This window comes from Achromobacter sp. CSND-B12 (genome assembly GCF_052906545.1).
Window position 1 is genome coordinate 741,575 of record NZ_JBREGJ010000001.1, and the last position, 18,753, is coordinate 760,327.

16 protein-coding genes and 1 pseudogene are annotated in these 18,753 nt (G+C 63.1%); 4 read left to right on the forward strand and 13 right to left on the reverse strand.

Going from position 1 to position 18,753, the window contains the following annotated elements; translation table 11 throughout:
• Positions 1-265 precede the first annotated feature (265 nt).
• Genes ACUTAG_RS03365 through ACUTAG_RS03395 form a run of 7 tightly spaced genes read right to left on the reverse strand, consistent with a single transcriptional unit; the run spans position 266 to position 9,028 of the window.
• On the reverse strand, positions 266-673 hold the full coding sequence (locus ACUTAG_RS03365; RefSeq protein ID WP_054505383.1) for an SMI1/KNR4 family protein: 408 nt from the start codon (positions 671-673) through the stop codon (positions 266-268).
• Positions 670-1,272 carry an HNH/ENDO VII family nuclease gene (locus ACUTAG_RS03370; RefSeq protein ID WP_076472501.1) on the reverse strand — a complete coding sequence of 201 codons (603 nt, stop codon included), beginning with the start codon at positions 1,270-1,272 and terminating at the stop codon, positions 670-672. The genes ACUTAG_RS03365 and ACUTAG_RS03370 overlap by 4 nt, the downstream gene beginning before the upstream one ends.
• Positions 1,269-4,547 (reverse strand): helicase HerA domain-containing protein, encoded by a 3,279-nt coding sequence (locus ACUTAG_RS03375; protein ID WP_446649986.1) that lies wholly within the window; start codon positions 4,545-4,547, stop codon positions 1,269-1,271. Before ACUTAG_RS03375 ends, ACUTAG_RS03370 begins: the two co-directional genes overlap by 4 nt.
• Positions 4,548-4,550: 3 nt before the next feature.
• Positions 4,551-5,048 (reverse strand): hypothetical protein, encoded by a 498-nt coding sequence (locus ACUTAG_RS03380; protein WP_127481483.1) that lies wholly within the window; start codon positions 5,046-5,048, stop codon positions 4,551-4,553.
• Positions 5,049-5,064: 16 nt separating this feature from the next.
• Positions 5,065-7,320: a dynamin family protein gene (locus ACUTAG_RS03385; RefSeq protein ID WP_446649987.1), complete on the reverse strand. Its 2,256-nt coding sequence runs from the start codon at positions 7,318-7,320 to the stop codon at positions 5,065-5,067.
• A complete protein-coding gene (locus ACUTAG_RS03390; protein ID WP_082385361.1) occupies positions 7,317-8,393 on the reverse strand; it encodes a dynamin family protein in 1,077 nt (358 codons plus the stop codon). Before ACUTAG_RS03390 ends, ACUTAG_RS03385 begins: the two co-directional genes overlap by 4 nt.
• The gene (locus tag ACUTAG_RS03395) at positions 8,387-9,028 is read right to left on the reverse strand and encodes a hypothetical protein (RefSeq protein WP_131728640.1); all 642 of its coding nucleotides are present in this window, start codon (positions 9,026-9,028) and stop codon (positions 8,387-8,389) included. The genes ACUTAG_RS03390 and ACUTAG_RS03395 overlap by 7 nt, the downstream gene beginning before the upstream one ends.
• A gap of 369 nt (positions 9,029-9,397) precedes the next feature.
• Between ACUTAG_RS03395 and ACUTAG_RS03400 the strand changes: the two genes are divergently transcribed.
• Positions 9,398-10,444 (forward strand): helix-turn-helix transcriptional regulator, encoded by a 1,047-nt coding sequence (locus ACUTAG_RS03400; protein WP_006384266.1) that lies wholly within the window; start codon positions 9,398-9,400, stop codon positions 10,442-10,444.
• Positions 10,445-10,459: 15 nt separating this feature from the next.
• Here the strand turns inward: ACUTAG_RS03400 and ACUTAG_RS03405 are convergent, their stop codons facing one another.
• From ACUTAG_RS03405 to ACUTAG_RS03415, 3 genes are all read right to left on the reverse strand, one after another.
• Positions 10,460-11,248, reverse strand: coding sequence for an SIR2 family NAD-dependent protein deacylase (locus tag ACUTAG_RS03405; RefSeq protein WP_238866953.1), 789 nt, complete (start codon positions 11,246-11,248; stop codon positions 10,460-10,462).
• Positions 11,245-12,057, reverse strand: coding sequence for an AAA family ATPase (locus ACUTAG_RS03410; RefSeq protein WP_006384270.1), 813 nt, complete (start codon positions 12,055-12,057; stop codon positions 11,245-11,247). Before ACUTAG_RS03410 ends, ACUTAG_RS03405 begins: the two co-directional genes overlap by 4 nt.
• A 183-nt stretch (positions 12,058-12,240) precedes the next feature.
• Positions 12,241-13,176: a LysR family transcriptional regulator gene (locus ACUTAG_RS03415; protein WP_054485286.1), complete on the reverse strand. Its 936-nt coding sequence runs from the start codon at positions 13,174-13,176 to the stop codon at positions 12,241-12,243.
• 182 nt (positions 13,177-13,358) lie between these two features.
• Here ACUTAG_RS03415 and ACUTAG_RS03420 point away from each other — a divergent pair, with 182 nt between their 5' ends.
• Entirely contained in the window at positions 13,359-14,747 is a 1,389-nt protein-coding gene (locus tag ACUTAG_RS03420; RefSeq protein ID WP_020928571.1) for an MFS transporter, read from the forward strand.
• 75 nt (positions 14,748-14,822) lie between these two features.
• On the opposite strand, the gene ACUTAG_RS03425 is transcribed toward ACUTAG_RS03420, so the two are convergent.
• Positions 14,823-15,797, reverse strand: coding sequence for a GlxA family transcriptional regulator (locus ACUTAG_RS03425; protein ID WP_006385396.1), 975 nt, complete (start codon positions 15,795-15,797; stop codon positions 14,823-14,825).
• A gap of 169 nt (positions 15,798-15,966) precedes the next feature.
• On the opposite strand from ACUTAG_RS03425, the gene ACUTAG_RS03430 reads away from it, so the two are divergent.
• Both ACUTAG_RS03430 and ACUTAG_RS03435 read left to right on the forward strand, forming a co-directional pair.
• Positions 15,967-16,338, forward strand: coding sequence for a DUF1428 domain-containing protein (locus tag ACUTAG_RS03430; RefSeq protein ID WP_006385397.1), 372 nt, complete (start codon positions 15,967-15,969; stop codon positions 16,336-16,338).
• A 125-nt stretch (positions 16,339-16,463) separates the two neighbouring features.
• Positions 16,464-16,967, forward strand: a complete 504-nt coding sequence (locus tag ACUTAG_RS03435; protein WP_006385398.1) for a VOC family protein — start codon at positions 16,464-16,466, stop codon at positions 16,965-16,967.
• A 47-nt stretch (positions 16,968-17,014) separates the two neighbouring features.
• Here ACUTAG_RS03435 and ACUTAG_RS03440 read toward each other — a convergent pair whose 3' ends face one another.
• Both ACUTAG_RS03440 and ACUTAG_RS03445 read right to left on the reverse strand, forming a co-directional pair.
• Positions 17,015-17,527 carry a DUF1993 domain-containing protein gene (locus ACUTAG_RS03440; RefSeq protein WP_054485287.1) on the reverse strand — a complete coding sequence of 171 codons (513 nt, stop codon included), beginning with the start codon at positions 17,525-17,527 and terminating at the stop codon, positions 17,015-17,017.
• Positions 17,528-17,681: 154 nt separating this feature from the next.
• Positions 17,682-18,748 (reverse strand): annotated as a pseudogene (locus ACUTAG_RS03445) (extracellular catalytic domain type 1 short-chain-length polyhydroxyalkanoate depolymerase).
• Positions 18,749-18,753: the final 5 nt, after the last annotated feature.

Genomic DNA, 18,753 nt, shown 5'->3' on the forward strand with positions numbered 1-18,753 from the left:
GGGGGGGTGGCCGGTAACTGCGCAAAACGATACGTTACTGGCCGGCCACCGTCAACACCGGAAGGATGCCGGAGCGCCGGCCGGACCGACTGGGATGGCGCCGCGCCTGGCCGTGGCAGACATGATGGCGCTCCCGTGCGTTGCGTTCAGTGTTGGCCGGCCTGCTCCCGCTGCAGATGGGCCTGCGGCCGGCGCAATTGCCGCGACGGCGTTACGCCGCGGCCAATCTGCCAATTTGTGCTGCCGCGCCACGGCACGGGTCATGTCAAGGACGAAAGATCTGCTTGACCAAAAACGCTTCAAGTCCTTCGTTCAGGGTCTGGACGATGCCCCCATTGGGTGTCGCCCACAACAGGATTCGTCGGCTGCCATTGTCATACAGGTAGTAATGCCCGTCACCCGCATCCACCAGCGGCACCGCGAGCCTGGGATAAGTCGCGTCGCGGCTCAGATCGGCGTACATGTTCCGCACATTCAAGTAATAGTCCGGCGGAACTCCCAACCCGTAGGTTTCAGTAGCGCCAAACACAATGACGCCAAACGTGGACAGATAATCGACGTATTCATCGGCCAGAGCGAAGCCCAGACTCTCTCCCAGCTGCTGAATATCCTCGCCCCGGGCAGGACGAATGGTGGCATGGTTGCGCTCGACCAGCGCGGTAAGTTCGTTCATGACGTTTCCCGATCACGTTGATTATCAATCTGCGTGGCACGCGCCTTCCAATGGTCGCCACGCTCGTCGCCAAAATTTCCCCGATCGATCTCCGATTCCTTCAATTTATTGTGCAGGATATTGTCATTGCCGTTGCCCCGATGCTCCGAACCCGTCAGTTCGGCAAGGGGAGAATCCTGCGACTGGCCTATATGGTGAAGCTCTATGGGTTTCCCGCCGTCGTCGAGCGGCGCACGGCCATCCCGCATTCTTTCCAGATTGGTCTTGCCGAACGCATCCTCCCGGTCATAATCGATATCACCGCGGATCAACACGTCCTTTCCATTGACCGTCTCTGGTTTCAAATCCGCATTTTCATAAATATTCGCTTCGGCGTCGCTACCGATGGCGTCCAGAATCGTGTCCGGGTAGCCGCGGCTCTCAAGCCGGTCCCGTCGCTCATCGCTCAGCGGCGGTAGATCCTGGCGCATGTCTTGCGTCACCACCATCGGCCGGTCCAGTTCCGCGATCAGTACGCATTTTCCTGGCATATCCCAGGCCAACTGCGCCAGACGGCACGGGGCATCGCCGCCAACGGCACGCAGGTGTTCGAAATTCATGCTGATTTCCTGTTTTCGATGTTGGTGCGCCAAGCGGCGTAGATCTCCAGGTGGCTGTCGCGTTGCAGACTATAGTCTTTCATCACGCACTGCTGTATCGCCAAGCAAAGGTCATCCTCCACATGCCGGACCAGCGCCCTGACGATGGCGTCCAAGCCCGCCTGCAGCTGTTCATAATCCGCTGCTGTTTCGATCAGTTTGCGTATCTCGGGTCGGCATCCAAGCACATTGACGACCAGGCGGGCCAGGCTTTCAAATGCTTGCGGCTGCCATAGGGCAATGGCTTCCCCCTGACGGAACAAGCGTAGTACGTCATGCACCGCAATCTTGTCCGGCGCCCGCAGGGGCAGCTCACGCAAGCCGCGCTCCACAACACCCGGATCCACCGGATAAGGCGCATGAACCCGTTTTGCCAATAACAAGCGCAGCGCCTGGTGATTGAACGTCTCGCGCGCGAAACTTGCCGCTTGCCGCGGCACCTCATAGGCATAAGGACGTGTCTCGCCCTCGAACTTCGTCACCTGGCAAAGCACGGGCTCCAGCCAGTCGTTCTGGTGCACGACGGCCACGCCCTTGGGCAAGCGCGCAATCTCTTCCAGTTGATCATCACGCAGCCCGGCCGATTTGCCGATCAGACGCCGGTCCGCCTCGTCGGGCAAGCGCATGATGATCTTGGTGTTCGTATTACGGATCGCCGCGACATCGACCGCGTTGGGAGACTGATCGACAATGATGAACCCTTCCCCATAGGTGCGCATTTCGGCGATGGCGTTGGTCAGCATTTCGACCGACTTCCCTGCCACGCCCGCGCCTTCGGCGCCCGTGCCGACGGGGTCGCGCTTCAGAAGATGATGCGCCTCCTCAAGCACCGTGACGTGGCGCAGGGGTTGGTTCATGCCTCCTTTCGCCATCCGGTGTTCATTCAAGCGCATGACCAGGACGCCCATGATCAAAGCCTTGGTCTCCGCGGAACCGACACGGCTCAGATCGACAATGGCGGAACGTTCGAACAGATCGTCGGCATCAATCTCGTCGGCGGCGAAGATCCGGCCATTCAGGCCATTGGTCAGGGATTGGACCCGGGTCGTCAACGAGCCGATATAGTTGCCTTTCACTTCCTGTGAATAGACCGACGCATCGATCACGCTGTGCAACGTGGCAAGCAGATCGCCGAAACTCGGATATAGATCCGCGTAGCCAGGATTGACGGACAGTTCCAGATCCCAGCCACACTGCTCGTAGGCAAGCAGCAGGGCCTCTTTCAATACCGCCGGCATTGCCGCGTACATGGGCCAGCAGACACTGAAAATCTCGATCAGGCGATCCACGTGCTCGAGCACATGAATGGCTTCAGGAAAGCGGAATGGATTGATGCGCAACAGTTCGGAGTGCGCCGGATTCGTGCCATACACCCTGACGCGGGGATTGTGGCCGAATACGTGCTTGTACTCGCCCTTGGCCGGTTCGATGACCAGGAACGGGATTTCGTTGGCCTCGATCTGGCTGAGAATCTGGTACATCGTGTTGCTCTTGCCTGCGCCCGTCGATCCGCTGACAAAGACGTGGCTCGTCAACTGGTCCAGCGCAAGAGTGATGCTTTGCGGAAGGTTCTCCCAGAGGTGGCGCATCTGTCCCAGCTTCAACGTGCGCGTGCCCTTGCCGGCAGGAACGGCTCGCCGGCCATCCACATACTGGACCTTGCGGCCGAAAGCCTGTGTTTCCACCACCGCCACGGTAGACGTGGATCGGCGTGGCAGGCTCAGTTGAATCGCCAATTCCCGTCCCGACACCAGGGTCGCCGGAGTAACGTACGGGATCGGAATACGCTTCGAGAAATGATGATCGAGCTGCGGATGGCTGACCGCGGCCAACCAATCCAGTGCCGCCGACTTTCGCGCCGAGTTCCAGGTGGTCAGGGCAAAGTCCTCGTGGCTGGATTTACTGCCGCGGATCAGCCCCAGGAACAGGCTGGCCAAGGCCTCGGAAGAGGCGGTGCTATCGCCGATGAAATAGGCGGCCGAGTTCCAACCGCCGTACGTCTTGGCCTCGTCGATACGCATCAAATGATGGTCTATCCGCCCGAGCAACTGCTCGATGCTCTTGTCGGTCAAGTCGATCGAAACCTGACGATTGGCGCCGGTCGTGCGGTTCGCCGAACGCGAGTCCGTACGGCTGGTCGAGTGGGTGACGGATTCCGTCTTCGCCCTCGACTCCCCCCAGGAATCAGTGTGACTCTCGCTGCGGCCTTCCGCCTGGGAGTGACTCGTACCTGCGGACTCCTGTTCGCTGAGGACAGTACCGATCGCCGCTCCCACCTGACTGCCAATCACCACCCCCAGGGGACCGAAGAATGAACCGGCCAGCACGCCTGCGGAGGCACCAATGATGCTGCCGGTCTTCGAGGCTGCGGTATGTGAACTGGAATTCCTGGAACTGCCCGTGGTCTCCGTGGTCGACGTACCGCGCGTCTGCGATTGGCCTGTCGTGCAGGTCAAGCCAAGACTATGACCGAGCGATTCGCTCAACCCCTGGCTGATGCTGAAGCCGATACTGTCGCTTTCCTGGACACCAAAGGCGAGTTGTTGCGTAAGCAATGGCGACAGCTGCGTGGCAACCTGCTCATAGCCGGTCCGGATCAGGTCCAGATCCTGCAAGGCAATGGGTTCGGCCAGAATGATCGCTTGATACACCCGTTGCTCGGCGGCGTCGATAAACCGCTCCAACCCCTGGGCAAACTGCTCCCGATCCGCGCTGGACAAGGCGGGAACCCCGGTGACCGCGGTAACGCTGGAAGAAGGGTCGTCCTTGCTCGACGCAACCCCGTCGAGCAGACTGTCCACCGCCTGCTGGTTCAGCGCCTGCAGCGCACTGCCGCTGAAATGCCCCCGGAACGTTTCGCGCAGCAGCTCGCCGGCGTTGTGCCCCAGCATCTTGCCGGATTTACCCCGGCTACCGATATAGACCTCCGTCTCGACACCGTCCGACCGCAGCAGCAGGAACACGGCATGGCCCGCCGCGCCCAACGCGGTATAGGCGGCGGTGGTGCTTTCCAGGACGGACTGCTTGTTATTCTGGACGATGCGATCGATGCGGAATATCCGCAGGTCGGCGGCGGACTTGAACGCAGGCGTCGCGCTTGAATACGGCCGAACGGCGTAATGCTGCAGTTCGGACAAATAGCTGCGGTTGATCAGCACGCGCGCGGCATCCAGCGTCTGGGCCGCGTTCTCACGGACGTGTTGCAATGCGGCGGCGTTTGGAATGACTGCGTTCACGGCCTATTTCCCCCACATAGTCAGGAACAACGCCAGCGCAGCGGCAGCGCCGCCGACGATCAAGAGCGCGCGCACCGCCGGAGGCAGTGCCGATTTCGAAGGCGACGCCGCAGGGCGATGGTTGCCGCGCGAAACATCCTCGGGCGCGGCCTTGGCCTGAAACCGTCCCACGCTGGCATCCCGTAACTTCTGGCGAACGGAAATCAGATGCAAAAAGCGCGCCTCGCAGAAGTTCATCTTCAAATACACCATCTGCGTATCGAAATATTCGACCTTCCAATGGTCTTCTTCACGGTCAATAGCGCGTGCGAAGGCGGATTCGGCGTATGCCTCGTACAGGCCGGCCACGCGGCTGGCCGCCCAGGCTTGCGCGGCGCGCAGGTCGGCTGCCTCAAGCTCGGAGTCATCGAGTTCCATGAACAGCGCCGCGCGCGCCGTACTTAACTCGCCCGCTTCGACGTAGTGCTTGAGGTTGTCGGATGGAATGAAATTCGTCGTCATGCTCATATGCTCCGTTTCAGACCGCCAGCGTGGCTTCGAGCCTGTTTTTGAATGTGGCAATCCATGCGCGCAACGCCCTGCCTTCTTCCACGGCCCGCTCGCGGGCATCGCGGTCACGCGCCTTGTCCCTCACGGATTCCACCAATTCGTTGAACCGTTGGTCGAACTCGTCGGCCATGAATGCCAGGAACTGGTCGACCAACTGATCCCTGCCCGCTTTTATCCGCGCGACCTCGGCCAGGCTCAGGTTGGTGAACTCCGCCTGCACCTGGGTTTGCCTGCTCTTCCACACCTTCGCGAGATCGACGAATTCTTCGTCACCGAAGACAGGCACGGACTTCTCGTCGCCCCATGAAAACGGGTTGTACCACCGGCTCGTGCTGACTTTCCGGTACCCGACCACCACTTGCTCCCGCTCGACCTCGGCCTTGCGTATGTCCAGATTCAAGGAGATATCGGCAACGCTTCTCCGAAGGCTCTCCATGGCCGGAAACTCAAGCTCCTCATAGTCTTGGAAGATCTCGAGAACGTATTCCTGGTACGTTTTCTGCAGGTCTTCGGCCACGTATTTCTGGCTGGCCTCGAATGCGCCCTGGTACAGATTGGCGAGCCTGTTGTACTCGAAACGAAGCTGGGACGAGGCCTGCTCCACCCTGGCTTTCGCCTTGGACAATTCGCTCTTTCCGGAGAAGCCATCCGACACCTTGCGAATCGACGCAATCATCTCGGCTTCCAGTTCGACAAGGGTTTCGATCGTCCGTGAAGGCAGGCTCCTCTCGCTCGAGCGCAATTCCTCGACATATGCGTCCACATCGGATCCCCGCGCGCGCCGCTGCTGCAAGCCTTCCAGCTCATCATTGAGTTTTTTCAGCGCGCGCTCGTCCGTATTCAGCTGGTCGGCCAGGCCCGCCTCGTTCAAGCCCATTTCAATGACCCGGCTCAGCGCTTCGCTGGCGCGTTTGGCTCGATGAGGCAAGCTGTATTTGTCGATGTATTCGTCGATCATTGTCTCCACTGCCGGCAGGCCGCTGCTGAGCAACAGAGGCGAATACTGCTTGTCGGCCAACGCCATGCTGACCCGGGACGTCAATGGCATGTACTGGAGCATATTCATGCAAGGCTCCAGGTCAAACAGCTCCGCCATGGTGCTGTAATCGCCTCGTTCCTTGCGTGAATGCAGATCGCCAGGCTTGCGAATCAGGCGCGTCAGATTCGCGGATACCGGATAGACCAAGGGATTCTGGATGCCGTTGCTCACCAGGTACTGCTTCACCCGTTCCAGAATTTCTTTCGGATCCTCGCCCTTTTCGGGATCAAACACGTCCATCTTGTTGACCACGAAGATGAAACGATCCTTGCTTTGTTTACCGCCCTTGCGCATTGCCTGGCCGACCAATTCGAGCAGATTGCGGTCATCGTCAATACTCAGCTGGCTGGCGTTCAGGACATACAGGATCAGCGGATTGCGCCGCGAATCCTGGATGAAACCCATGGTGACGCGCTCGTGATTTTCATCCTGGCTGTTGTTCGGCCCAGGGGTATCGGTCAGCACCAGACGTACATTGTCGCGGTCCCGGACGGCCGGAATCGCCCCCTCGAGCTCGATCATGGCCGTATCCTCCATCCGGTTCCACCGCTGAATCAACTCAAGCCCGGCCTGCTCGGAAGCTTCCGCCTGCTCTCCATCACGGGTAATGCGGGCGGCGCTAAAGCGTTCCCCGAGGTCGCCGTTATGAACGATCCGGGCGATCGTGGCCGTCGTCGCCTCGTTCGCGGCGGGCAGCAAATCGCGGCCCAGCATCGCGTTGATCAACGTCGATTTGCCCGCAGACATGGTGGCGACGACGCAGACATCGAAGTCGTTGCCGAGCGCCTCGTCCAATGCGGCTTTCGCATCGGCGTTGTCGTTGAAGTAGGACTGCAGCTTCGGGTGCGATAGCGCTTCGTCCACGAGTTCGCGGATCTTTTCCAACCGTACTTCAGTATGCTCGGTGCGAACCCAATCAAGCTCCACCTGCATGCCCCGGTTCCTGGCTGCCTGCGCGGCCTCCGCGACATCCAGATAATCCGATTCCACGCCCTTGAAGCTGACCTTGAACCGGTCATCGCCATTGAAGAGTTGGCTCAACTCGTCAAACAGCCGCTCTATCCAGGTCTGAAGGCGGCTTTCGCGATAACTCGATAATTTGCAGCCTTCGGCCGGCACTTCGCCGTTGATCAGGAAGGTCGTCTCAACGATAAATGGATTATGGGTGATATCGATGCAGTTCATGATTTTTCGTAGGCATTGCGTTGATGTTTGATCAGGTGTTCGATGGTTCTGATGCCGCTCATGCAAACCAAGCGCTGCCAGTCTTCGGTGGCAAGCGCCTGGTCGCCGCCAGACAGGGCCGGGCGGATCGGCTCGAGTTCGGACAGATCCTTGAGCACGCGCCGCCGCACCGCTGCCGGGACGATCGCGGCTGACACCAGTCCTTGTTCGTGGTCTTCCATAGCCTGCAAGGCCTGCCGCAGCCTGGCGCGCTGCCCCCGGGTCAGCGGCTCGTCATGCCGGGCCATGGTGGCGTAGAGGGCAGCGGCCGCCATGGTGGGAATGACCATCGGCTCAGCAAAGCCGGCTTCTTCCAGAAAAGCGCGAGCCTGCGCCACATAGGCTTGCAGGTCTTCGCCACGCTCTCGGTCAAGCAAGTCAACCTTGTTGAGAACGAACGCGATGCGCAGGCCGGGCCGGGCCTTGATCCGCCGATGCAGTTTGAGCAACAACGCCTTGTTGTCCGCAGTCGTGAGCTGGCCGATATCCAACACGTAGAGCACGAACTGGACCGGGATCTTGCGCCAGGCGTCGAACACGCGTTTTTCGTGGTCGGCGTCCATACTGTTGTTTGGGCCCGGCGTATCGTGCAATACCAACCGGTTGGCCAGGCCCCTGGAACTGCGAAAAGGGCCGCTCAGATCTATCCGGCGTACGTGAGCGTCGCCATTCCAGCTCCGGATCTGATCAGCGGAAACGTCGTCGTGACGAACCAGTTCGCGCCCCGTACTCGATAGGCAGCGTCCATGAAACCCGCTTTGGTCAGGGCGATGCTCAATGGAAGCCACGCACGCCGTGGTCGCCTCATTCGCCGAATGCAGTAATTCGCGGCCGATCAGGGCATTGATCAGCGAGCTCTTGCCAGCGCTGACCGTCGCCATCACCAGCACATTAAAACGCGGCGCCGCTTTCTTCGCCGTCGACGGAGCGACTTGAAGCGCCGTCTTTTTTTTCCTTGTTCCCGGACCGCCGGCCGCCTTTGTTGCTCTCGTCGCGGCGCGGGCACCGCTTCGTACTCCCTTGCGACTCAGCATTGATGACAGACACCCGGTTGAGCCCACTCGTCAATCGTTTCCATACCGCCCACATCCACAACCGCCTCTGCATCCAAGCGTTGCAGCCGGAATCCCTCCGGGCGTTCAAAGGGAATGTTCGTGACGCGTGCCGCGACAATGCGGTCCAGCGCCAGACAGCCCACGCGCACTGGAGCCAGCACGCTGTACACCAGCAAAACGTCATCGCCGTGCTGCGTCAGCCCCAATGGCCCCACCTTGTCAGGCAAAGAGGGCGCGCCGTCCTTGCCGTAGCTCAATTCCAGCCAGCGCCCGGCACCAAGCGCATCGCTGACCGCATGCAACACGTTTTTTCTGCGAGGGTTTGTCGCCGTGTACGCCAATGGCGGCGTCGACTCGCTGTCCGCCTCCACGGCATTCGAATATCGGGATCTGCGGCGATATCCAAACGGCTTGTTTCGATCGTCCCGTTCGACATCGAAATGCACGCTCAACATTTCCAGCTGCCGTTGAACCGTGCGCAGATCACGAATATGGCCCGCGGCCAGCAATTGCCGATGCAACTCGACCGCGGTAATTTTTCGGTGATGGGGGATGCGCTGAATCAAATCCAGGGCCATGCGCAACGTGGCCAGATTTTTGGGGCGCGTGGTCATCGGACGGAATACGGGGGCGCCGCAAGTCCGACAGAACAGGGAAGTTGTGCCACGAAGCCAATCTGTAACTCAGGCATAGCGTTTTCTGGTAGTAACTGAATGCGTCAGATAATAATACCCGCATTATTAATGACGCCCCCACGAAAAACACTCCTGCGCTCATCCTGGGCCATGCCCTTGACTTCAAATCAAGAGAAAGCGTGATCAACCGTCGCAACCCACCCTTCCTCAAGGAAAACCGCTGCGACATATCGTGTCGCAGCGAAAGTAATTCGCCGCCCTGAGGGTTCGTTAGAACGCGCGACCCACGCATATTTCGGCCGCACCGGGGATAGAATCGCGCAGCATTCCGATTTGTGACTGGTTTAAATGGATAGACAACAACTTCTGCTGGCCAGCCTGTTGAGAATTCTTCCTTATATCGAAGACGAAGAATCCGAAGACGGTGGCATATCGATGTCGGAAATTCGCGAACGACTTGCCAGCATGCATCAGCCGGTCCCGGATTCACGCCAGATCCGCCGGACCCTGCTCAAGCTCGACAGCGTGGGTTTCCGCGGCGCAACCCGGGCAACCCGTTGGTATCGCACGATTCGACGCAGCGAATTCAATATCCAGAACATGAATGTCAACATGGCGATGGCCATGTGTGCGCTAAAGCAAGTGGCAGACCGCCATCTGCCAACGGTCGTACTGGAGGATCTGGCCGACACCTTCGCGGATGCCACGCGCTTTCTTGCCGCCCACCAAGGACATCCGGGCGCTGGCCGTGCGCACAGCTGGGCGCGCAAGACCTTGCGCATCGACGGCACACATCCGGTCGTGCTCCCCCGTTTCAGCGCGGACGTGTACCGCCCCGTCACGGAAGCCCTGTATTACGGACGAAAGCTGTCGTTTCGCAACACCCAATTCGGCGAGAAAGCGCCCGCCGAGCGGATCTACGTCATGACGCCGCTGGCCATGGTCGACCGGGCCGGCGTCTTGTATATGGTGGCTTGGGGAACGCAACGTCCCGGGCGGCGATTTCTCTTCCGGATGGACCGCTTATCCCACGTACAAGTACTTGACGAGGCCGCTGATGAGGATCCTTCTTTCGACCTGGAGGACTACGTACGGCGGGAGGACGCCCTCAATTTTCACAGCAGTGAGAACATTGAAATCGTACTCAAGGTTGATGAGCCCCTGATGGAGGATGGCCGCCCCCGTCGTCATCCGCTGCGCGAATTCTGGCTGGCGCAGGATCAGCGCATGCAGGAATGCGACGGCGGATTTGTATTGCGGGCGACAGTGAAGCCTTCGACCATGTTATGGCAACTGCTGCATGGTTACGGCTGCTCCATCGAGGTCCTGCAACCCGAGTCGGTCCGGACCAGCTTTGCCGACAATGCCCGACGACTGGTCGAACGCTATACCTGACCCGCGGAAACACAGTCAGGTGCCGGGCCACCCGTATGTGAGAAGCAAGGGCAGGAGAATTTCGGCCTTGCCGCGCAAATTATGCGAGGCCAATCGATCCATTGGGGTCGGATTTGGATTGATCTGCACCAGTTTCGCACCCGCCGCCAGCGCCGCATAACAGAGCTCGGCCGCGGCTGGGGATTGGCAGGACGTACCGACGGTCAGCACAAGATGCGCGGACGTGGCCACGATGTGGCAAGTCCTCCACAATGCTGCCTGCGGCCTTTCTCCATGCCAGAGACGGCCGGGACGCACAAATGCCCCGCAGAGCCGGCATGCAGGAGGCGCCGAATGGGCGTGTCTGGGCGATCGATTGGCAGAGTTGTTGCCGTAGGGTTGAGAAACGTGGGGAACCCCACAGGCAGGACACCAGGCATCATCCAATCGGCCATGTAGATAGATCGTACGCCGTGTTCCCGCGCGCTCGTGCAAATTGTCGCCGTTCTGGGTAATGACCGTCATCAACGGGACAACTTTCGCCAATTCCGCTATCGCCCGATGCGCCGCATTTGGCATCGCCCTACTGGCACGCACCCGACGGTCCGAATTCCACGCCCATACCGACGCGGGATCACGCCTGAATCCTTCGGCCGTGGCCAGATCTTGCGGGTCATGCCGGCTCCAAAGGCCATCAAGGCCGTCGCGGCTGGCAGGCAGGCCGCTGGCGACCCCCAATCCCGAACCCGTGATGACCACGACCTCTCGGGGTGCACGCAGCATATTCAGCAATTCACACGACAGACGAAGCTTGCGATGTTTCATGCCATGCCCCGCGCCTGCGAGCGCAAAGCCCCAAGTCGCTCCCAAGGCCGCAGTTTCAGGCTGAACTCCGCATACAAGCGGACGTAAAGTTCGCGCAGGTCTTTCACAGGTCGAAACCTCGCCTGCCGCACAACGCTAGCGAAATCCGCGGGTGCAAGCAGATAAAGCCGGGCAAGCTCGCGCGGCGCCACCGTCAGCAGATCTTCAATGTTCAAGCTGGCGGCGGCTTCCATGAACAGCGTCCAGGCATCCTCCTCCCTCAGATAATCGACGCGGATATTCATCTCGAACTGCCGCAACGAGCCCGGATCCGGCACTTCGCAAAGGCTGCTCGATGCAATGGCGACACCTTGATATTTGCCCAGCGCGGACTCGACCTCGTGCGCAAGCGCCACTTCCCATATCTCTCTGCCAGGACGCCCCCGGTGCAGCAGAAAATCCGCGTCCTCCAATAGCAGGACGGCGCCTTGATGGCACGCTTGGGACGTCATGGCAGCGATCCGTTGGGCGCCAGCGGTCGGCAGGAGATCCGCTGTGCGCACGATCAACAAAGGCCGTCCGAGCTGAGCCGCCAACCAGCGCGCCAACGTTGTCTTTCCCGTACCCGATGGGCCATGCAAGGCGATCCGCTTGCAGTTCAACCGGACCAGGGCATGACTGATTTCCGAAGAAGGAATACTGGTATTGAGCTGGTCGATCTGATGCGGTTCCAGCACCGCGTCCTGGCATACCGCTTCCGGCGGCAAGAATTCTGGCGAGTTCACAAATTGCTCCGAGGATTTCAACAGGAGCGCATTCTGTGACGTCATTCGGACAAAACATGGCTCAATCCGCCTGTCCGATCCCGACACCAAGCTGGTGCTGACGGGGTTCGTGACGACGCTGACCGATGCCGTCAACCAGGGCAAGTCGGCGAGCGAGACCGGCGAGGCGCTGCTGGACGGCCTCTGAACACCGGCCTGCGGGGGAAAACGCCACTCGCGGGTGCCAGGTCACAGCTCGTTGAGGGACTTTTCCCGCAGTTTTTCCACCAGGAACTCCACCAGCGACCGTACCTTGCCGGCCATCAGCCGCTGGTGCGTCATCAAGGCGAACACCGGACGGGGCGGGGTTTCCGAAGCCACCATCAAGGGTCGCAGGCGGCCCGCCGCAACGTGGTCGGCGATGGCCCAGGCGGGCGCATAGACGATGCCGGCGCCTGCGGCGGCGGCCGTGACGACGCCATCTACCGTGTTCGAGCGCATGCGGGTCGACACCCGCACGATGGTGGGCTTGCCCTTGTCCATCAGCGTCCACGCATCCTCCGTCGCCAGGTGGCTGTACACCAGGCCGTCGTGTTGCGCCAGGTCCTGCAGGCTGTGAGGGATGCCGCGCCGCGCCAGGTAGTCGGGCGAGGCGCTCAGGACCCAGCGGATGGAGCCCAGGCGCCGGGCGACGAGGCTGGAGCTGGGCTGTTCGCCGACCAGCACGGCCAGGTCGATGCCCTCCTCCAGCAGGTTGACGGGGCGGTCCAGCAAATGCAGGTCGAGCGCGACCTTGGGATGCTGCATCAGGAACTTCGCCAGCAAGGGCTGCAGGTGCACCCGCCCATACAGCGTCGGCGCCGTGACGCGCAGCCGGCCCGAGGGCTCGGCGGCGTCGATCCGCATGCTGCTTTCCAGTTCGTCCATCTCGGCCAGCAGGCGCTTGGCCTCGGCGTAATAGCGCTGCCCCGCCTCGGTCAGGCGCAGGGCGCGGGTCGAGCGCACCAGCAGGCGGGTACCCACGCGTTCCTCCAGCGCGCTGATGCGCCGGCTGACGGACGCCAATGAAATCCCGCTGACGCGCGAAGCGCCGCTGAGACTGCCCTGGTCCACGGCCGCCACCAGCAGCGCCATGCCTTCCGATCGGTTCACCCTGCCCTCGCTTTCGACGCGTTCCGCGGCCATGCTAATCGGTTCCAGTATTTCATATCTGCAAGGCTGCTTTCCGGATTTTGCTATTCACCGCAAGAAGCGAGGCTTTCATACTGGGACCGTTTTCCATGGCCCGATTTCGGTCTCACGTTCTTCTGTCCACGTTCTTCTGTCTCACGTTTTCTGTCTCCTTGCCAGTCTCCCTGCGTGCCGCGATGCCAGCTTCCCCCGCTTCCTCCCCCGCCCCCCTGACACCCGCCGCGCGCCGCTACGCGATGCTGGCCGTGTCCCTGTCGATCTCGATGGCGACGCTCGATACCTCCATGACCAACACGGCGTTGCCGTCGATGGCGTCGCAGTTGGGCGTCGGCGCGGCCGACGTGATCGGCGTGGTCACCGTCTATCAGCTGGTCATGGTGGCGACGATGCTGCCGCTTGCCGCGCTGGCGGGCAAGATCGGGCACCGGCGGGTGTTCCTGCCGGCGCTGTGGCTGTTCCTGGCCGCCTCGGTCTGGTGCGGCGCGGCGCAGTCGCTGTGGTCGCTGGAAGCGGCGCGGGCAGCCCAGGGCCTGGCTGCCGCGGCGCTGATGGGCTGCAACATGGCGCTGGTGAGCGCCATCTATCGCAAGGAGGAACTGGGCCGCGGCATGGGCCTGAACGCGATGATCGCGGCGGCGTCGCTGGCCGGCGGGCCGGTGCTGGCGTCGGCGATGCTGACGGTGCTGAGTTGGCACTGGCTGTTCTATGTGAACGTGCCCTTCTGCCTGGTGGCGTTGATGCTGGCCGGCCGGCACCTGCCACGCTTGCCCGGCGATGGCAAGGCGCTCGACGCCGGCGCGGCCGTGCTGTGCGCGCTGGCGTTCGGGCTGGCCGTGCAGGGCCTGGAACGCGCGGCGCAACCGGACTGGGGCACCGCCCTGATCTGGGCATGCTGCGCGCTGAGTTGGGCACTGCTGCTGCGCCGCGAACGCCTGAGCGCGCACGCGATCGTGCCGCTGGACCTGCTGCGCCTGGCGCCCTTCTCGATGGCCGTGCTGGTGTGCGTGCTGGCCTTCGCGGCGCAGGGCGCCGCCATGGTGGCGCTGCCGTTCCTGCTGAACCAGACGCTCGGCCGCGGCATCGCCGAAGTCGGGATGCTGATCGCGCCCTGGCCGGTGATGGGGGCTTGCCTGGCGCCGTTCTCGGGCAAGTGGTCGGACCGCATGTCCGCCAGCCTGCTGGGCGCGGTCGGCCTGGCGCTGCTGGCCGCCGGCCTGCTGATCCTGAGCGGGCTGCCCGCTGGCGCGCCGATATGGGCGGTGATGCTGCCCATGGCGTTGTGCGGCACGGGGTTCGGGCTGTTCCTGTCGCCCAACCAGCGCTTCATCATGTTCAGCGTGCCGGCGCACCGCGCCAGCGTGGCCAGCGGCCTGTCCGGCCTGGCGCGGCTACTGGGCCAGACCATGGGCGCGGCGTTCGTGGCGGCATGCTTTGCCTTCAATGCCCGCGGCGGCGCCACCTGGGCCTTGTGGGTGGCGGTGGCGTTCGCGCTGGCCGGGTGCCTGAGCAGCGCCCTGCTCGAACGCCTGGCGCGGCGGACCCGCCAGGCCCTGGCGGCCTCGTAGCGGCCCCGCCCGGGCCGGGCGCCGCGCGTTCCGGCGAACCGCGCGACCTCCGGCTTGCGGCAACGCCGCCCGCCGTCATTGATAGCGTTCGCGGTAGCCCACCGGCGACATGCCGCAGTACTTGTTGAAGATGTCGCGAAAGGCCTTGGTGTCGTTGTAGCCGACCTCGTACATCACTTCGGCCACGCTTTTGCGCGAGCTTTCCAGGCGTTTCTTGGCGGCCTCGACCCGCACCCGCTGCACGTATTCGACGATGCTGTTGCCGGTGGCCTGGCGAAAGCGCCGCTCCAGCGTGCGGCGGCCCATGGCGTGGCGGTCGGCCAGGTCCTCGACGGTGATCTTCTCGGTGTAGCGGCTTTCGATGAAATCCTGCACCGCCCGCACCACCTGGTCGGCGTGCGACTTCTGGCCCATGAACACCGAGAACGGCAGCTGGCTCTGGCGGCTCCAGTCCAGCTGGAAGTACTTGGCGCACCAGATGGCGGTGTCGCGATCGGTGTATTTCTCGATCAGGTGCAGCACCAGGTGCGCCGCCGAGAAGGCGCCGCCGCTGGTGTAGATGCCGTTGCCGGACTGGACCACGCGGTCGCAGCTCCAGTCGACCGACGGAAACAGGTTGGCGTACAGATTGCGCGCGGCCCAATGCACCACCGCCTGCTGGCCGTCCAGCAAGCCCCCGGCGGCCAGCAAGGCCGCGCCCAGGCACAGGCTGGCCACTTCGCCGCCGCCGCGGTAGTGGCGGGACAGCCACTCGATGAGATCGCGGTTCGACAGCACCGCGTCGGACACCGCGCCCAGCAATGGCGGCGCGATGCAGATGTCGATATCGCGGGCCTCGTCCAGCACCAGGTCGGCCTGCACGGTGATGCGGCCGTCGTCCAGGCTGACCTGGCGCGTGGCGGCCAGCGTGCGCACCGTGAAGCGCGCCGGCCGCCCCTGCGCGGCCAGGTATTCGTTGGCCACCAGAAAGCCGTGCCGGGCGGTTTCCAGCGAAGCGATATTGGCGCCGCTGGGCAGCAGGAACGCGATGTTTTTCATGCCGCCAAGCATACGCCTGCGGCCTGTCGCAATCCACCCTCAAGAATGTCGCAAACGCCTATCTGAAAGCGCCGCCGATCCCGATACAGTGACATCTGCCGGCATCGCTGCCGACATGGCCCGCGCGGACTGGCGGGTTCCGCGCCGGGGCCCACAACAACACCAAGTCAAGGAGCATCAGATGGAACAGTACATAGACGGTTACCTGTTGAGCGTCCCCAAGGCCAACCTCGAGGCCTACCGCAAGATGGCCGATCTGGCCGGCTCGATCTGGCTGGAGAACGGCGCGCTGGAGTATCGCGAATGCGTGGCGGACGACATCGACGGCGAAGGCTTCGGCTCGTTCAGCGCCGCGGCCAGCGCGCGCGAAGGCGAGACGGTGGTGTTCTCGTGGATCGTGTTCACCAGCAAGGCCGAGCGCGACCGCATCAACGCCAAGGTCATGGCCGATCCGCGCCTGAACAGCGTGTCGTGCGAAGGCGTGTTCGACTTCAAGCGCATGTGCTGGGGCGGATTCACCACGCTGGTCGGCAAATCGGCCCGCGCCCAGTAAAAAAAACCGGACGGCGTGTCGATCCCGGCGGCCTCCGTTCGTCGTAGGGCAAGGACGGGCAGGTTCGCGCAGGCGCGCCGCCCCTTCCACGAGCAACTTTCATCCAGGAATTTCGGAGACACATCATGGCGACCCCCGCAAAGCAGGCGATTCCCGACGGCATGCACACCCTGACCCCGCACATCGTGTGCGAAGGCGCCTCGGACGCGATCGCGTTCTATCGCAAGGCCTTCGACGCGCAGGAACTGGCGCGCCTGCCCGGTCCAGGCGGCAAGGTGATGCACGCGGCCATCCGCATCGGCGATTCGGTGGTGATGCTGATGGACGATTTTCCCGAGTGGGGCAGCCTGGGACCCAAGGCGCTCAAGGGCACGCCGGTGACCCTGCACCTGTACGTGGAAGACGTCGACGCGGCAATCAAGCAGGCGGTGGCGGCGGGCGCGCAGGTCACCATGCCGGCGGCCGATATGTTCTGGGGCGACCGCTACGGCCAGGTGGTGGACCCGTTCGGCCACCGCTGGTCCATCGCCACCCACAAGGAAGACCTGACGCCCGAGGAGATCCAGGCGAACATGGCCAAGATGGGCCCGATGGAAGGCTGCGGCGATCCGGCCCGCAAGCCGGGTTGAATGGCAATGCGCGGTCGGCGGCGCGCCGCCGGCACGCGCGCCCGGCGTCAGGCCGGGTATGGGCCCAGGAAGTCCAGCTTGCCGATCGGCACGCCGGCGTGGCGCAGGATGTCGTAGGCGGTGGTGACGTGGAAGTAGAAGTTCGGCAGCGCGAACGTCAGCAAGTAGGCGTCGCCCCGGAATTCGGGCTTGAACTCGCCGAAGCTGAGCGTGATCGTGCGGGCTTCGGCGCCGTCGAGCTTGTCGGCCGGCACCGAGCGCAGGTAGGCAATCGTATCGGCGACGCGCTGCCGCAGTTGCTCCAAGGTGGTTTCCTCGTCCGGAAAGCGCGGCGATTCGACTTGCGACAGGCGCTGCACGGCGAACTTGGACGCGTCGCTGGCGCGTTGCACCTGGCCGGACAAGGGATACATGTCCGGCGCCAACCGGGCATTGACCAGCTCGGCGGGATCGATGCCATTGGCGGCCGCGTGCGCCGCGCCTTTTTCCAGCAATGTGGCCAAGACGCTCAGGCCGCGAATGAAGACAGGCACCGAGGCCTTGTAAATGGACAGGGACATGATGGGAAGTTCCGAATAGGCTTGCCCGGCCGGCAACCGGAACGGCGCCGGGGATCGCGGGCGTGCCGCGATGTTACCGCCGCGCCATGGCACGCGCGCGACGGGCGGGGCGACATGTCTGTTTCCGCTTTCTGAACAATGGCGCCAACAGGTCCTAGGAAGACACGAGCACGCGCCGCTGGCCCTGGAAGAAACGCCAGGCCAGCGCCGAGGCATCCGGCCCGCTGCGCGCGTGATAGCGCACCGAGGCATCGCCACCGCTCCATCCATGCTCGACCCGCGTGATCTCGCACAACCGCAGCACCACCTTGCGGTCGCGCAGCAGGTCGACGCGGCGGTAGGCCTTTTCGGTCCCCAGGCCGAGCACGCGCTCGACGGTGGGCTCGTCCGGCGCCAGGCCATTGACCGCGCGGAACTGCTCGAACAACTGCCGGGCGTTGCGCGGCGCCACCGCCGGATCCATTTGCCCGTGCAGGATCATGGTCGGCATGCCCAGCTGGAACAGCGCCGGGTCGGCCACGGCCTGCACCAGCGGCAGCAGCGGCCTGAGCGTGCCGCGGCGCATCGTGTGCAGCCCGGCCGTGGCGCTGTGCGCGTCTCCCACCACCGGCCCGGAATGCATGGCCAGCGCGGCGATCAGCGCGGGGGGCGCAGCGCCACCAGCGCCGCCATGCCGGCGCCCGCCGACAGGCCGGCGATGTAGACACGTTGCGGATCCAGGCCATGGCGCGCCACCTCGGCCCGGATCAAGGCGGCGAGCAGGTCGGCCTCGGCGCCACCATGCAGGGCATCAGGCTGGAACCAGCGCCAGCAGCGCTGCACCTGCCGCGTCATCGACTGCTGCGGATACAGCACCATGAAGCCGCCCGCGTCGGCCCATTGATTCATGCGCGAGCCGCGCGCGAACGCCAGCGCGGTCTGGCGACAACCATGCAGCATCACCACCAGCGGCATGCCCTGGCGCGGCGCGGCCGGCGGGGTATAGCGGGCGAACGTGAGGCGCCGCCCATGGGCGTCGGAAAACTGCCGCGAGGCCTCCCAGCGGCCACCGCCCAGGTTGGCTGCCGCGGGGCTGGCCGCGCCGGAACGGACCACGGCCTGGCGCGCCGGGGCGGACCGCTTGCGGGCGCGCCGGGGCGCGGCCATGCGCAAGGCCGCGCGCTGGATCTTGCTCAGCTTCTTTGCGGCATTGAAAAAGAGATGGGTCAGACTGCGCGCCATGGTTC